Here is a 15758-nt window from a genome sequence, read left to right on the forward strand (position 1 = left end):
CTTCTATGCGCCATGCCAATGCGGTGTCAGGCTTTGCTAAATTAACACAGTTATCAGCTTTTGTTTATTTGTGCACCCATATGCCTGCGGCCCTGGCTGAGGATTATTTCTCGCCAGATTTTATTGAAACCCGTAGCGATACGCCGCGGGATATTGATATTTCCAGATTTAGCAAAACGGATGGCCAGGTACCCGGAAACTATCATGTTAATGTCTATTTAAACGGCAGTTATATTGAGTCCCGCGATATCACGTTTATCGGCAATGACAGCGACCTGACCCCGCAATTGACCCACACCGAGTATGTAAAATGGGGCGTAAAACCCAATGCTCAGCCTGGCTGGATGGCCGTGAAAGATGAATCGACGATCGACAATATCGGCGATCTGCTGCCCGGCAGCCGGGTCAGCTTCCTGTTTGATGAGATGAAACTGGAGCTGTCGATTCCGCAGGAGTACCTGCAGCGCGACCCACGTGGTTCGGTATCGCCGGACCGCTGGGACGACGGGCTGAACATGATGTTCCTGAACTACACCTTTTCTGCCGCCAACGGTCACGGCAGCGGTGATTCACGAACCAACAGTTACCTGAACCTGCGCAGCGGTATTAACGTTGGCCCGTGGCGGTTACGCAACTACTCAACCTATAGCAACAACGACGGCACAGCGCGCTGGGACACCATTTCCACATCGCTGGAGCGGGATATTAAAACGCTGAAAAGCCAGTTGCGGATCGGCGATGGTTATACCCAGTCCGGGGTGTTCGACAGCGTGAATTTCCTCGGCGCACAGCTCTATTCCGATGATGCCATGCTGCCGGAAAGCGTGCGTGGCTTTGCGCCGGTAGTACGCGGCATTGCCCAGAGCAACGCCCAGGTCACGATCCGTCAGGGCGGGAATATTATCTGGCAATCCTACGTTCCACCAGGACCGTTTGTGATTGACGATCTCTACCCCACCGCCGCCAGCGGCGACCTGGAGGTAGCGGTCCGCGAAGCGGATGGCTCTGTGCACCAGTTTATCCAGCCCTTCTCGGCGGTGCCGGTGATGCAGCGCGAAGGCCAGTTCAAATACGCGCTGGCCGCGGGAAAATATCGGGCGGCGAACAGCAAAGATAAAGAGCCTGAGTTTGTACAGGCGACGATGAGCTACGGCCTGCCGTGGGATACGACGATCTACGGCGGCACCCTGACATCGGGCAAGTACCAGTCCGGCGCGTTGGGGATTGGCAAAGGGTTTGGCGATTTTGGTTCGCTCTCTTTCGATACCACTTTTGCCCATAGCCAGATGCCGGACAAGACCGAGAACGGCGTGTCGTTTCGCGCGCAGTACGGCAAAGATTTCGCCTCCACGGGCACCTCATTCAGTTTGATGGGCTACCGCTACTCCTCGTCCGGGTTCCGCGATTTCCAGGAAGCGAACGGCGATGTGAACCTCTACCGTCAGGGCAGCGATACCCAGATGGAAGGCAACGACTGGCGCTACGAGCGGAATAAACGCAGCAAGGCGCAGGTGGCGCTGAACCAGCGGCTTGGCGACTGGGGGAACCTCAACCTTTCGGCCTGGCAGCAGGATTACTGGGGGGGCGATAAAGAGCAGAGCCTGAACCTGGGCTACAACACCAGTATCCATGATATCAACTATGGCCTGAACTACAGCTATTCCCGTGGCCCATGGCATACCGAGAACGACCATATCGTCTCCCTGACGATGCAGATCCCCTTCTCGCGCTTTTTGCCGGATAGCTGGATGACCGCATCGGTCAACAGCAATAAAAAAGGCGACACCACCTCGCAGGTTGGCCTGTCAGGTTCGGCGTTACAGGAGCGGAACCTGAACTGGAACGTACAGCAGGGTTACAACAGCAAAGGCGCGGACGTCATGGGTAGCGCGGCGGTGGATTACAAAGGCAGCCACGGGCAGTACCAGCTTGGCTATCACTACTCCCGCGATAACCGCCAAATCACCGCCGGGGCGATGGGCGGCATCGTGGTGCATCCGTACGGTGTCTCCGCTACCCAGCCGCTTGGCGAGACCATGGCGTTGGTAAAAGCCGACAACGCCGCGGATGTGAAGGTGATTAACAACGGCGGTATTTACACTGACGACAAAGGTTTTGCGGTGGTGCCCTATGTCACCCCTTATCGTCAGAACAACGTATCGCTGGATACCGCATCGTTGAATAAAAACACCGATGTGCTGAACGACACCCGGACGGTGGTCCCGACAAAAGGGGCGCTGGTACTGGCGGATTATCCGACCGTCACCGGCTACAAAATCATGCTGCAGTTAAGCGGACACGAGATCCCTTTTGGCGCGACGGCCAGCATAAAACATCACGACAACGTCCCTGAAGGGATCGTTGACGAACGCAAACGAGTCTGGCTCAACGGCGCCCCGGAAAAAGGGATCGTTGAGGTCAACTGGACGGGAGGACGTTGCCAGGCGAGTTATCAGATAGCGGAGCCTTCAGACAGCACGCAGACGCTAACCGCACAATGTCATTGATCCGGAGAGAAACACTAATGTACCGAATGTTAACTGGCGCCCTTTTCCTCGGTCTGGGGCTGTACTCGCACAACGTCCTGGCATGGTCATGTTCAACCATGACGCCCTCGACCACAATATCACCGCAGAATATCACGATTGACCGCAACCTTCCGGTCGGGGCAGTTATTGGCACGCAAATTGTGACCCCGACGATTGATGCGTTTCAATGCGATGATACTGAGCTTGGTATTGACACCAACCAGTATTTTGGGGTTAAAGCAATCGGCACATTTGATTCCGTTCAGAATGGTCGCCGGATCTATAAAACTAACCTTGACGGTATTGGTTACTCCATCTCTGGTTCAACCACGAAATGCGCACCAGGCAACGCTACCGTTGATGGCACTAATACCATTCGAGGCGATGCAAATACCGCACTGCTGTGTTCAAATCTAACCGGTATGATCAACACAACGCTGGATGGCACGGTGACGGTGACCTTTTACAAGACGGCTGCGGAAACCGGTTCCGGGACGGTGAATGGCATAATGGTGGGTGCGTTGATACTGCTGAATAACTCGCTGCTGTGGCAAAACCCGCAAGCCGCCGTGAATATCACGAGCTTCACGGTCACCACGCCGGCCTGTAAGCTGGTAACCGCCTCGGTCTCTGTTGATATGAAAGATGTCGACAGAAATGCGTTCCATGGTAAGGACTCGACGCCAGGAGATGCCTATACTCGCGCCTTCACGCTGCCCATGGCCTGCAACGCCGGCACGGATGTCAGCGTCAAAATGGAAGGTGATATTTTTGATGCCGCCAAAGGCGTGTTTAACATCTCCGGTGGCAATAACGCGGCCACCGGGGTGGGCATCCAGTTGTTGTATGACAACCAACCGATGGCGCTAGGTTCAGAGGTTGCCGTTGGGTCATCGATCGACGGTGGCGGATTTACGGTGCCGTTAAAAGCGCGTTATTACCAGACCGGGGAGCGCATCACGCCCGGAACGGCGAACGGCATGCTCTCTTTCACCATGACCTATCAGTAACGCCTGGCCTGGGTTCCCGGTTATTCACCGCACGCGCTGGCGGTGAATAACGGCCAGGAGTGGCTAACGCTGCGGTTACGACTTGCTGCTACGAATATAGGCTTCAATGGCCGCGCTGAACATCCCGACCTGCTGCTCAAGCTGGCCGATCCCCTCCTGAACCACCTCACCGGTTTCCCCTGCTGCCAGCGCATTTTCCTGCTCTTCTGCCATCAGGTGCAGTTTCTTCGCCCCGAGGATCTGCATCGTGCCGTTGATGCGATGCAAATGGTGCTGTACGAGGTTCCAGTCTTGCTGTTCCAGCGCCTGCAACGCCGCGGCGATATCCCGGTCGTTCTCCACCCGGGATTGCTCCAGCATCTGGCACATCAAGGCGTTGTCGCCCAGGCTGTGCGCCTCTAAAGTCCGCATATCGACGAATGCCTCCAGCGGGAACCGCTGGGCCGGCATATTGAGGTTCATGCCGCTTAAGGCGACTTTTAACTGCTGCAGGCTGACCGGCTTAAACAAACACCGATCCATACCCGCTTCCAGGCAGCGCTCTTTCTCGTCGGTCTGGGCATTGGCGGTTAATCCCCAAATCGCGATCTGCCGGTTGAATTCTCTCACCCGCTGGGTCAGGGTAATCCCGTCCATCTGCGGCATATTGAGATCGGTGATCAGCAAGTCGTAGTCCCTTTGTTTGATCAGATTCAGCGCCTGCAGCCCGTCCTCCGCCTCTTCAACGTGGTAGCCAAAGGTATCCAGTTGACGACGCAGCAAGAAACGGTTGGTGGGGTTATCTTCCGCAATCATGATCTTCAGGGTTACAGGCAGAGGCGCTTCCTGCTCGGTAATTAATAATCCCGTCGGGATCTTATTCGACACCCGGGTCATCAGCGTCACCATCATGGTAGTGCCCAGGCCCGGCTGGCTGGTCATGCTAAGTTGTCCGGACATGTGCTCGACCATTTCCCGGCAGATAACCAGCCCCAGCCCCGATCCGAGGCTCCGTTTGCCCACGCTGGTCTGGCTGAAGGGTTTAAACAACTGCTGCTGCTCCTGCACGCTGATCCCGACGCCGGTGTCTCTGACGCTGAGCGATAGATATACCCGCTCGTCGCCCAGAGTCTGGGTTTGCGCCAGCACCTCGACGCCCCCTTCAGTAGTGAACTTCACCGCGTTGCTCAACAGGTTGGAGAGCACCTGTTTCATCGCCTGCGGATCGAGCCACAGCGCTTTCCCCTCCTCAAGCTGGCAGTGGACGGTAAGCCTGAGATTTTTTTGCCGGGCCACACCTTCAAAATTCGCCACCGTAGCCTGAATCAGGGATTCGAGATCGACCCACTCCTGCACCAGGCTGAAGTTGCCGGACTCGATTTTCTCCATATCCAGCACGTCGCCAATCAGCGCGATCAACGTCTGGGCGGTGCTGTATGCCAGCTGAATCGCCTCTCTGGCCTCTTCAGGACTTTGCTTATGGGTGGTTAGCAGCTCAAGGAAGCCCATGATGGAACTGACGGGCGTGCGGATCTCATGGCTCATGCTGGCAAGAAAACGGCTTTTCGCCTGGTTGGCATCGATCGCTTTGTCTTTCTCCACCTGCAACGCTTTCATTAACTGCCGGGATTCGGTGATATCCTGCCAGCCGCAAATCAGCGTCGCCGGCATATTTTCTGGCATCTGGCATGAAGTCAGCCAGTGGAGAATCAGACGGTCTTCTTCACCATTATTGAGTGTCAGCTGATGGGTGATAACCGCATCGGGCGCCAGTCCCTGCTGAATTTGCTGCTGCAGCTCGGGGAACAGGCCCGACAGCGGGCTGCGCCGGTCAAACAGTGAATAATGCATGGCATTGCGGCGTTCCGGGGTAAAAAAGTCGCCGAACGCGTTGTTGTAGCTGTCCAGTTCGCCATCGGGGGTGATCACATACACCGGAACCGGCATGGCGTTGGATAAGGTCTGGCGAAAAATAAGCTGGTAGCTCAGCGCCTTCTGCGACGCCTTGCCTTTACTGATGGCCCGCAGAAGATAGACTCCCCACAGCAGGCTGCTGATGACTAACAGCGCCGCCAGCCCGACAACCAGGTAAAACGGCCGGTTATACAGGTTCCAGGTGCCAATTTTCACATCCGGCGCTTTGACCCATTTTCCCGCCAGGTTGAGGATCTCTTTGGGTGGAATATCATCCAGCGCCTGGTTCAATATACTTTGCAGCTCTAACGACCCGCGCGGTATGGCAAAGGCGATTTGTGCCGAGGGCTCATCCGGGATGCGGATATAGGACATTTTACCGGGATAATAGTGGTCGATAATAAAGCGCGAGGCGAGTTGGGTCGACACCACCGCATCCACCTCGCCCAGCATCAGTTTGCTGAGCGCGGTACTGGTATTTTCCGCGGTAACCCAGACGATCCCTGGGTATTTCTTTTTCAGCTTATCGCTCAGGCTATGGTAGGCCGGGATCGCCACTTTCGAGCCTGGAATCAATATTTCTTCGGGCGAATGCATGGCGCGGGTGACAAAAACAAACGGGGTCGCAATAAACGGGTGAGTGAATAGCATCTCCTCTTCCCGTTCGGCGCTATAGGTGGCCGTTGCCACCAGATCCCAGCCGCCATTACGCATGGTGCTGACCATCTCCGCATTGGAGTTGGCGATGACCGGCTGAAAAGTAAACCCCGTCTGGAGCTGAATCAGATTGAGGATGTCACCCAGCACGCCGCGGATTTCATTGTTATCATCCAGCATACTCAGCGGCGCGTAGTACGGGTTGATCAACACCTTGAGCACCGGATGTTTTACTATCCAGCGCTCTTCACGCGGTGTAAATTTCAGCGCTTTATTCAAGAATGAAATATTGCCGGCATCGACCCAGGACTGCGCGACCTGCTTATGGGTCTGTTCGTTCCGTGAACTAATAAAGGTGTCGAGGATATCCAGCAATTGTTTCTGACTCTCCAGCACCACAAAATGGTTGCCGATCTGCGGTTCACGCCAGAATTTCACCATATCGAGAGACTGATAGAAGTCGCGGGCAATAATAAAGCTGGTGGTCAGGTTGCTGCCAAAGAAGTAGTCATTTTCTTTGTTGTCTACCGATGCAAGAGCCTGATAGTTATCAGCGTATTCAGTTACCTCGGCTTTTGGAAAAACGATTTTAATAAACTGCGCCGACGGATATCCGCGTTTAATCGCCACTCGCACCACATCTTTATGATTAAAGAGAGGTTTCATCACATCAGACTGGGTGGTGACCAGCGTCGGAAATGAGCGAACCAGCGGCAACGACACGGTAAACGGCGGCTGCACTGTCTCCTCGCCGGTTGGCGTGGTCAGCACCATGTCGATTTTGCCCTCCCTGAGCGCGTTAAGCGCCTGCGGCTTATCGCTATAATGCTTGATCACCACGCTGACCTGCAGCGCATTTTTGAGCAGCAACAGATAGTCCGCGTTCATCCCGCGATAGCGACCGGTGGTCACACTCATGTTCAACGGTGGTGTCTCGGTGCCGTAAACGCCAATCGTCAGGGTGCGCTTCGCGGCAAGCCACAGCAGATCATAATGGCTTAATGGCAGTGCAGGCGTATACACCTCATAATCACTGGCAAGGGTCAGGGTCGCCGGTTCGCTATCCGCCGCATGAACCGGAAAGATCGCCGTCAGAAAAATGAACAACAACCCGGTAATTCGGTGTATCGCGCATCTAGCCAATTTTGTTTCTCTGGGCAAAAGAAAAAAGATCGATTAACGATTTACAATTCAGCTTTTCCATCAGACGGCTTTTATAGGTGCTCACCGTTTTATTACTAATACACATTTCCGAGGCGATTTTCATATTTTCAGCACCATTCAGAATATAGCGCATCACTTTAATCTCCTGGCTTGAGAGCGATTGCAGCATCTCCTGCTCTGAAGACAGGCTGCCCATAAAACTATGCAGCGATAACGGAAAATAGCTGTAGCCGTTCAATGAGGCATTGATCGCCGCAATGATATTGGTCATCCCCTCTTTTTTACTGATAAAGGCATTCGCCCCGGCATCGGCACTGCGTTTGCCATAAAACAGGTCATTTTTAGCAGAAACCACAATAATAATATGCCCAAAGCCTTTTTTTCTCAGCTTCTCCACCACTTCAATCCCGCTCATCACCGGGATATCAACGTCAACGATCACCAAATTGGGAAACGCTTGCTCTACCATCTGTAACGCCTGGGCGCCGTCGCCCGCCTCTCCCACGATGGTTATGCCTTCGCTCTCCAGCAAATTTTTAATCGCCATGCGGGCCAGCGGGTGATCGTCAACAATAACTGCACTTAACTTTTTGTTTTTTATCATTTTCGCATCTCACTACAATTCAACATCGAGTATGATTGTTAACGCGTTAACAGAGACAGAAACGTTTCCCTCATGGACTGCAGCAATTTCCTTCGCGATACAGTTAAGTTTTACCTTAATCGATTCACGTTATCACGTTCAATTTTAGCCAGTAACATGATTAAGCTTACATTCTCCAGACACAATTTCCATTAATTCCTTAAAATAGTCAATTATCACCTGTTAATCTGTTATGGACTTCATCTGTAGGATATCGCCTGCAAAATTTTCCGATGTGTCCACTATATTTTATATAGCTGAAAGATTATCCTTATTCCACGTTTTATCAGCGCAATGATCTTCGTCATTCTCTGTTCAACAATATTATCTCTTCAACGATTAAAAAGTTTCTCACTGGTGAGGCTTTTATTCCTATTGGGTGATGGGTTCTGATTTATCATGAAATTACGTCATGGTGCATTAATGAATAATGCTAACCACTCCACTTCCTCCCGCACTCTCCCTCGATTTTCTTGCAAGGCATTGTTGGTCGCATCGTGTTTATTACTGCCCACTGACACTATCCCGTTTAAATATCATCTGCCCGGCACCCATGATGTTTATATCCAGGGGAATGAACTGGCTATTGTTTCGCCAGTGAGCGGGCGCGTGGTTTTTGTCGATTCAAGCCATGCAGATTTTGTCAATAAAGGCGATGTGCTGGTACGTATGGATAATACCCAGGCGCTGGCAAGATATCAGCTCGCCAGTAATAAAATCATTAATCTGCTGCAAAAAACCAAAAATCGTTTTGTGAGCGATGAAACTCACCATAGCAATATGGTCAAGGCACAAATGCGCTACCAGCAGGCGCTGAGTGAATATCATCATTCCATGCAATCCCAAAACACCTCGGTGATATCCAAAAAAATGCTGCAACAATCGCTCGCGGCGGTGAGCAGCAGTAAAGTGGTGCTGGACGGCGCCATCAAACAATATCGCCAGAATCAGCGGCACACCCAGGCGGCCGATCTGGCCGAACGGCGGATCATGCGTAAGGTCACCTCGGAGTTTCAGGACGCGTCACTGGCGCTGGATCAGACTGAAGTTCGCAGCCCGAGCACCGGCTATGTGGTGCAGCGCTATGTACGTCCTGGAGAAGATGTCAGCTCAGGTGCGTTATTATTAGCCATTGTCCCTGCCGAACAAATCTGGCTCACCGCCAGTTTTAAAATCACCCAACTCACCGGGATCCTGATGGGGCAGAAAGTCTCAGTAATAACCGATCTGTACGGCAGTCAGGTGGTACTGGAAGGAAAAGTCGACGGGCTGAATCTGGATCTTTCTGCGCTGTCGTACCTGAATGGGGAGAATAACTGGAATCGCACGATACCTCGCGTCTTCGTTCGTATCGCGTTGAACCCTCTGCAGATGCGTCGCTACCCGCTACGCCCAGGTATTGCCTCCACCGTGACCTTACTGGCCGACACCAGCAGCCAGCAACAGGATGCGCCCGAGACCTGACACCTGTCGTCAGGCCAAAGGCAGGACTAATGATGAGGGGTTTATTTATAATAAAAGCGCAAATCGAAACCGCACGCCTCGGCATAGCGTCTTAAAGTTTTGAAACTCGCATGGGTAAATCTTTTTTCCAGACGACTCACCGCCGGCGGCGTCAGACCCAACCTCTTCGCCACTTCTGCCTGGGTCAAGCCTGCCCGTGCGCGCATATCGTTCAGGATATCCTCTTGCTCGTTGTTTTCCGGGTCTTTTGTTTCATAACTAATCATTGGGTCCTCTAATGCTTCCGCGCTGAGTTTTGAGCTTTTTATAAACTTCATTACTGCCCGACTGGTCTTATTTGGCATAATGACTCCTGATACGTTTTGTTGCCTGTCCATATGATTAAACACGACAGTATTAAAAATTGACGATACCCAGTCCCCACCGGGCCATTATTTCTGACTAATGGCCTTATATCGGGATATATTTCGGTATAGTGAGATGCGGTTGCGGATATTGAGCTTGTTAATTAGCCGGGCACGGTGTGAATAAAAAGCCTTGGTGCTGACACTAAGCTTCTCGACGATCTCATGGGTATCCAGCCCCTGATGCAGATAGGTGAGAATCTCATCATCTCGCTCCGAGATATAATATCTGGCGTGCCTTTCAAAGTTTGACTCATCGCGCAGCACACAGCTGACAATTTCCTGTACCTGACTGCCGCGGTCAATCACCGTCACGTTATCGAGGTTTCTTAACGCATAATAGTCGAGGTCGCTGGAGATAAAGACAAATATTTTTTCAGCGCGCGATGAACACGCCCTTATTTTTGCGTGATTGGCGGTACGCATATCGATAAAGAAACAGCCCTTCGCCACGTTTTTTTTAGACAGCAGCGCGCTCAGGCCCAGCCTGAAAAAATAATCATCAGAAATGATCGCGTCAAATAATTCCATGTTGCCCTCATCTGGAAAGCGACCGCGACGCCCGGTAATGACCACGCGCGAGATATCAGCTTAGAAGTATTGAGACCAAGCATACCCGTCATTAAGCATAACAAAATAAGCAATGGATTATTTTGATGAACGCCAGAGACTACACCTGTAGCTTTACTCTGAATTTATTCAGCATCGTCCTGGTGTTTATTTTGCATTGAAGAAATGAATTTTAAAATATCCCGGTTAAATTTAATTTTCGGTGTCACATGTATCGTCTCCATCCATTATTTTTGTCGTTTATGATATTCCTGGTCATCACTGCCTGTGGTGGGATGTTGCTGCTGGAGAAAATAAAAAATAAAAATAACAAAGCCATCATCCATAGCCTGGTCACCCTTGGCAATAGCCACGATCGCATCATCAACCACGCCACTATCGCGGTAGAAAGAACGACGACCTTACCGGGGAACGGTTGCAGTAACGGCATACAGATGGCGATGCGCAAAATCGTCGCCTCCACGCCCGATATCAGAACCCTCAATCTGGCCCGGGGTGGCGAGGTCTATTGCTCCTCAGTGTTCGGTAAAAACCGCTTTGCGATAGACCCGCCGGAAACACGGGCCAGTGCCCTGTTCCTGCGCCCACACATTACCGACGATACTACCCGCTCATTGCTCATGTATCGGGCGGAGCAACATGGGAAAAGCGTGCTGATTGGCATCGATGATTATGCTCTGCAGCAGGCACTCGGAGGGGTAAAGCGCGCCGCGGAGGTGAACATGATTGTCGGTACACTGGCCGTCAACGCCCAGGGTGAAATTCTGCACGCCTGGCGCGATGCGCAGCGCATCACGGTCGCAGCGCCGCAGTTTGGCTACCGCCTCAGCGCAATCCCAGCGGCTACCCTAAGCTGGCACAGCCTGACGCCGCGGGATCGCCTGGCAGCCGCGTGCATTGTGCTGCTGGCGACCGGACTGGCGATGGTCAGCTACCGTTATCTGCAACGGCGAACCACCCTGCTGTTCATGCTACGTCAGGCGATCGATAAACAGCAGCTCAGGCCGTTTATTCAGCCGATCGTTGAGGCTCAATCCGGAAAGGTGGTGGCCGGTGAAGTGCTGCTACGCTGGGCGCACCCGCGGCTCGGCCCCATCGCGCCGGACCGGTTTATTCCCCTGGCGGAACAGCACGGGCTCATTTCCCGCATCACAGCCTTCTGTCTGCAATCTGTCGCCAGTATTGCGGCCGCTTCTGAGTTGAATGAGCAGACGGAAACGATGCTGTTTTTTAACGTGTCAGCCGACGACTTTAAAAGCCAGCAGATCCTCGAAAGTTGCCAACGCTTCCTGCAGCAAACCGAAAAAATGCGGTTACGTATTGGCCTCGAAATGACCGAGCGCGACAGCGTTGAAGATACTGCAGCGGTGAATGCCTTGTGCGAGCGTCTGGATGCGCTCGGAATACCGCTGTCGATTGATGATTTTGGCACCGGCAATGCCAATTATCACCACCTGATGAGGTTCCGCCCTTGCTATATCAAGATAGATAAGCTGTTTACCGCCGGTATTGAAAATGACACGGCGAAAGCCGCAATCGTGCGCAACATCGTCGCCATCGCCAGTGAGATGCACTGTATGACTATTGCCGAAGGGGTGGAAACCGCAAGACAGGTAGAGGCGCTGGCGGCGCTGGGGGTGTCGCATTTTCAGGGCTATTTCTTTGCCAGGCCCGTTGCAGCAGCAACGTTTTTCCGCGATCGCCACGCCGGTATCAGCCATCGACTCAAAACATAATCCTATGATATATATCGCCATGTTAATTCTGCTACCGACGGCATTTTTCTGACTGACCTGCTGGACATGGCCCTACATCCTTAACCGCGCCAGCTGCCGTCGGCCAATAACCACAACAACAAGGTTGCTACGATGATGACACAAAGGGAACGGCTCGCTGGTGGATATTTATATACCGACATGGATGAAGGCATGCCCGAGGAGCGCCTGCGCGGGAAAATGCTGACCTTTGAATTTAACCACACCTCGCCGGCGGAGCCGGAAAAGCGCGTATCGCTGATCCGCCAGTTAATGGGCAGCGTCGGTAAAAATGTGTGGATTGAACCTCCGTTGCATGTCGCCTACGGCAGTCAGATCACCCTCGGTGATAACTTCTACGCCAATTTTAACCTTGTGGTGGTTGACGACGGTAAAGTGATTATCGGCAATAACGTGATGATTGCCCCGAACGTTACCATCTCAACCACCGGCCATCCGGTCGACCCTACCGTGCGCATCACCGGTCAGCAGTTTTCGCAGACCGTCACGCTGGAAGACAACGTCTGGATCGGCAGCGGCGCGGTGATTAACCCCGGAGTGACCATCGGTCGCAACAGCGTCATCGGTGCCGGCAGCGTGGTGACCAAAGATATCCCGGCTGATGTGGTGGCCGCGGGCGTGCCCTGTCGGGTGCTGCGACCCATCGGCGAACAGGATCGCCAGAACGCGCTGGCGGGCCTGCCGCAACCGGCGGTGACGGCGGAGTAAGCAAGGGATCCAATGCCGGGCGCAACGGCCCGGCACTGAACAATACCAGAATATCGAGGATTAGCGGGCGCTGTGCTGACGGATAAACCGTGCGCGCCAGGGTTTCAGCAGGATAATCGCCAGCGCGGCGGTAATAAAATCAAGCCCGATGGCGCAGCTGAAGACCACGTGCCAGCCGTGAGTGTGCTGATACAACAGCGCCGCAAGCGGGCCGCCGAAAATCGAGCCAATACCCTGCGAGATATACAGCCAGCCATAGTTTGAACTCGCGTACTCGCTGCCAAAGGTATCGGTCAGCGTGGAGGGGAAAAGCGAGAAAATTTCGCCCCAACCGAAGAACACCACCCCGGACAGCAGCACGAACAGCATCGGATCTTCCCGGCACGCCAGCCACAAGCTCATCGCCACCCCTTCAAGGGCGAAGGCGATAAACATCGTGTTTTCCCGGCCGTAGCGATCGGAGATAAAACCAAATAGTGGACGCGTCAGGCCATTGGTAAAGCGGTCGATGGTCAGCGCCAGCGGGAGTGCCGCCATACCGAAGACTACCGCTTTACTGATGCCAAAATCTTCCGCGAAGACCGCCATTTGCGAAGTCACCATTAACCCCGAGGTCGACATCATCGCCATCATCGCAAACATCAGCCAGAAAAGTGGCTGGCGCAGCATTTCGCGAGAGGTAAACTGACGGGTATTCTGCGCAACGGTCTGGCTGACCGGCATCGCCTCGCGCTCTGGCGGTAGCTTCAGCCCCTGGCTGGCGAGCAAACCCACCGCGGCAAAAATCAGCCCGAACACAGTCATGGTCTGTTCAAGCCCGTAGCTGCCCAGCGAGACGGAGATCGGGAAGGTAGTCATGATCGCCCCCATGCCATACCCTGCCGCAACGGCGCCGGCAGCAAACCCGCGATTGCGCGGGAACCAGCGGACCATTAAACCGACTACGCCAATATAGACAATCCCGGTACCGAGCCCGCCGATGCAACCGTAGACCAGGTACAGCGCCGCCAGGCCGCTGACGTGGGCGGAGAGTACCCAGCTCAGTCCGGCCATCACGGTACCAATGGATATAAGCAGTCGGGGGCCGAATCGCTCAACCAGCCGCCCCTGGAACGGTGAGAAAAAGGTCTGCAGGATAATCAGCAGTGAAAAAGTGACCTGTAATTCCGCCAGCCCTACGCCCAGTTTCTCAGTTAACGGTCGGGTCAGCAGCGTCCAGACATATTGTGGACTGGAAATCGATGCCATACAGATCAGGCCCAGCGAGAGTTGTGTCCATTTGCCAAATTTGGCAACAGCCAAAGATTCTCTAAGAACGGTCATAAGCAAGCTCCAACAATCCGTTAGCAACGTATAAAAACCCCAGCCGCGGCGCATTCCTGCATCCAGTGTTTGAATTCCTCGAAAACACGGCCTGTCCCGGTTCACAGCAATACTTACACTGCTAAGCATTAAACGTGCCACGTCGAACAGTGGCTGTTTATCAGTGGGTTAGATTGGATTTCGGTCTATTGGAGGTCAGTTCTGCTCGGGTTGCACCGGCGAAGTGCGGGCTGTTGTTCCTGCAATGTGCAGCACAGTGCCGGTTCCCAACGAAAAAATGCGCCCGCAGGCGCATGAAGAAAGGCATAAAGCAAAAGGGTACGTTATCGACTGGCGATGGTGGAAGTCACCCGTACGCTGGCAAAGACCATCACCATCGCGCTGATCAGCAACAGTCCGCTGCCGGTAAAGACGCCGCTGGCGCCAGTGAGATCAAACACCGCCCCGCCTCCGGCGGCACCGGCGCTAATTGCCAGCTGAATAGACGCCACCAGCAACCCACCGGCGCTTTCTGCTTCGTCCGGCACCGTAGTCGCCAGCCAGGTAGACCAGCCGACCGGCACCAGGCCGAAGGCGAAGCCCCACAGGGCGACCAGCAGTCCGTCTACCATCGCGATATGACCGAAGGTGACCATCATCAGTGCCAGCAGTCCCATCATCAGCGGCACCAGCGCCAGCGTCAGGCGCAGGCTGCGGCTAAGCAGATGCCCGGCGATGGAGGTCCCGACGAAGTTCGCCACCCCAAAGCCTAACAGGATCAACGACACGCCTTCGACGCTGGCCTGAGCCACGGTTTCAAGGAACGGACGCAGATAAGTGAAAAAGGCGAAGTGCCCACTGAAGATTAAAATGGTGGCCAGCAATCCACCCACCATGCCGGGACGGCGCAGGACGTTAAGCAGCGTAGCAAAGCTACCAGTACTTTCCGGGCGCATGGACGGCAGGACCCACAGCTGCCACAGCAGCGCAATCAGGCTCGGTACCGTGCACAGAATAAACACGTTGCGCCAGCCAATCAGGCCCCCTAAATAGCTGCCCAGAGGGGCTGCCACCACGGTCGCAATCGACACGGCGGAAAAGATCACCGCCAGCGCTTTTGGCACGAAGGCCGCCGGCACCAGGCGCATCGCCGTGGCGGTCGACATCGACCAGAATCCGCCGATGGCCACCCCCAGCAGCAGGCGTCCCAACAGCAGAAACTCCAGCGAGCTGGCGAAAGCCACCATCAAACTGGAGACGATCTGCAGCAGCGAAAAGAACATCAGCACCCAGCGGCGGTCGATATTTTTAGTCGCCGGGGTGATCAGCAGCCCGGTCACCAGCGCCACCAGGGCCGTGGCGGTGACCGCCTGCCCCGCCATCCCTTCACTCACCCCCAGGCTGGAGGCCATTGGAGTTAACAAACTGGCGGGAAGAAACTCTGCAACAATCAGGCCGAAAACGCCCAATGCCAGAGCATAGACGGCGCGCCACGCGGGTTTGGCTGTCGCCATCTCCGCTTCAGCAGTTATGCAGGAACTCATATACATCTCTCCAGAATAATTAACATTGCGACAAGCGTAGGGGTTTCCGTTCGGACGATCTATGATGCATACTCTGCAATTATTGATAATTCGTCC

11 protein-coding genes are annotated in these 15758 nt (G+C 53.9%); 5 read left to right on the forward strand and 6 right to left on the reverse strand.

Annotated features, from left to right (window positions below; genetic code table 11):
- Positions 1-80: 80 nt before the first annotated feature.
- Positions 81-2507, forward strand: coding sequence for a fimbria/pilus outer membrane usher protein (locus ACMYSO_RS02285; RefSeq protein ID WP_434669071.1), 2427 nt, complete (start codon positions 81-83; stop codon positions 2505-2507).
- A 17-nt stretch (positions 2508-2524) separates the two neighbouring features.
- Positions 2525-3538 (forward strand): fimbrial protein, encoded by a 1014-nt coding sequence (locus ACMYSO_RS02290; protein WP_434669072.1) that lies wholly within the window; start codon positions 2525-2527, stop codon positions 3536-3538.
- A 75-nt stretch (positions 3539-3613) separates the two neighbouring features.
- On the opposite strand, the gene ACMYSO_RS02295 is transcribed toward ACMYSO_RS02290, so the two are convergent.
- Positions 3614-7198 carry a response regulator gene (locus ACMYSO_RS02295; RefSeq protein WP_434669073.1) on the reverse strand — a complete coding sequence of 1195 codons (3585 nt, stop codon included), beginning with the start codon at positions 7196-7198 and terminating at the stop codon, positions 3614-3616.
- A gap of 25 nt (positions 7199-7223) precedes the next feature.
- Positions 7224-7856, reverse strand: coding sequence for an acid-sensing system DNA-binding response regulator EvgA (gene evgA / locus ACMYSO_RS02300; protein ID WP_434669074.1), 633 nt, complete (start codon positions 7854-7856; stop codon positions 7224-7226).
- Between the two features lie 438 nt (positions 7857-8294).
- Between evgA and ACMYSO_RS02305 the strand changes: the two genes are divergently transcribed.
- Complete coding sequence (locus tag ACMYSO_RS02305) at positions 8295-9359, forward strand: HlyD family efflux transporter periplasmic adaptor subunit (protein ID WP_434669075.1); 1065 nt, start codon at positions 8295-8297, stop codon at positions 9357-9359.
- A gap of 41 nt (positions 9360-9400) precedes the next feature.
- On the opposite strand, the gene ACMYSO_RS02310 is transcribed toward ACMYSO_RS02305, so the two are convergent.
- Both ACMYSO_RS02310 and ACMYSO_RS02315 read right to left on the reverse strand, forming a co-directional pair.
- A complete protein-coding gene (locus ACMYSO_RS02310; protein ID WP_434584656.1) occupies positions 9401-9703 on the reverse strand; it encodes a helix-turn-helix domain-containing protein in 303 nt (100 codons plus the stop codon).
- A gap of 87 nt (positions 9704-9790) precedes the next feature.
- On the reverse strand, positions 9791-10339 hold the full coding sequence (locus ACMYSO_RS02315; protein WP_434669076.1) for a LuxR C-terminal-related transcriptional regulator: 549 nt from the start codon (positions 10337-10339) through the stop codon (positions 9791-9793).
- A gap of 203 nt (positions 10340-10542) precedes the next feature.
- Between ACMYSO_RS02315 and ACMYSO_RS02320 the strand changes: the two genes are divergently transcribed.
- A complete protein-coding gene (locus tag ACMYSO_RS02320) occupies positions 10543-12069 on the forward strand; it encodes an EAL domain-containing protein (protein WP_434669077.1) in 1527 nt (508 codons plus the stop codon).
- 132 nt (positions 12070-12201) lie between these two features.
- Positions 12202-12816: a maltose acetyltransferase domain-containing protein gene (locus tag ACMYSO_RS02325; protein ID WP_434669078.1), complete on the forward strand. Its 615-nt coding sequence runs from the start codon at positions 12202-12204 to the stop codon at positions 12814-12816.
- Between the two features lie 60 nt (positions 12817-12876).
- On the opposite strand, the gene oxlT is transcribed toward ACMYSO_RS02325, so the two are convergent.
- Entirely contained in the window at positions 12877-14139 is a 1263-nt protein-coding gene (gene oxlT, locus ACMYSO_RS02330; protein ID WP_434669079.1) for an oxalate/formate MFS antiporter, read from the reverse strand.
- 323 nt (positions 14140-14462) lie between these two features.
- Positions 14463-15662, reverse strand: a complete 1200-nt coding sequence (locus ACMYSO_RS02335; RefSeq protein WP_434669080.1) for an MFS transporter — start codon at positions 15660-15662, stop codon at positions 14463-14465.
- Positions 15663-15758: the final 96 nt, after the last annotated feature.

Source organism: Klebsiella sp. B345 (assembly GCF_051131735.1).
Classification (GTDB): Bacteria; Pseudomonadota; Gammaproteobacteria; order Enterobacterales; family Enterobacteriaceae; genus Klebsiella.

Bases quoted from the DNA above. Each gene is read 5' to 3' on its own strand.
- evgA (WP_434669074.1), bottom strand. From the start codon at position 7,856: ATGATAAAAAACAAAAAGTTAAGTGCAGTTATTGTTGACGATCACCCG.
- ACMYSO_RS02310 (WP_434584656.1), bottom strand. From the start codon at position 9,703: ATGCCAAATAAGACCAGTCGGGCAGTAATGAAGTTTATAAAAAGCTCA.
- oxlT (WP_434669079.1), bottom strand. From the start codon at position 14,139: ATGACCGTTCTTAGAGAATCTTTGGCTGTTGCCAAATTTGGCAAATGG.
- ACMYSO_RS02325 (WP_434669078.1), top strand. From the start codon at position 12,202: ATGATGACACAAAGGGAACGGCTCGCTGGTGGATATTTATATACCGAC.
- ACMYSO_RS02285 (WP_434669071.1), top strand. From the start codon at position 81: ATGCCTGCGGCCCTGGCTGAGGATTATTTCTCGCCAGATTTTATTGAA.
- ACMYSO_RS02290 (WP_434669072.1), top strand. From the start codon at position 2,525: ATGTACCGAATGTTAACTGGCGCCCTTTTCCTCGGTCTGGGGCTGTAC.
- ACMYSO_RS02305 (WP_434669075.1), top strand. From the start codon at position 8,295: ATGAAATTACGTCATGGTGCATTAATGAATAATGCTAACCACTCCACT.
- ACMYSO_RS02335 (WP_434669080.1), bottom strand. From the start codon at position 15,662: ATGAGTTCCTGCATAACTGCTGAAGCGGAGATGGCGACAGCCAAACCC.
- ACMYSO_RS02320 (WP_434669077.1), top strand. From the start codon at position 10,543: ATGTATCGTCTCCATCCATTATTTTTGTCGTTTATGATATTCCTGGTC.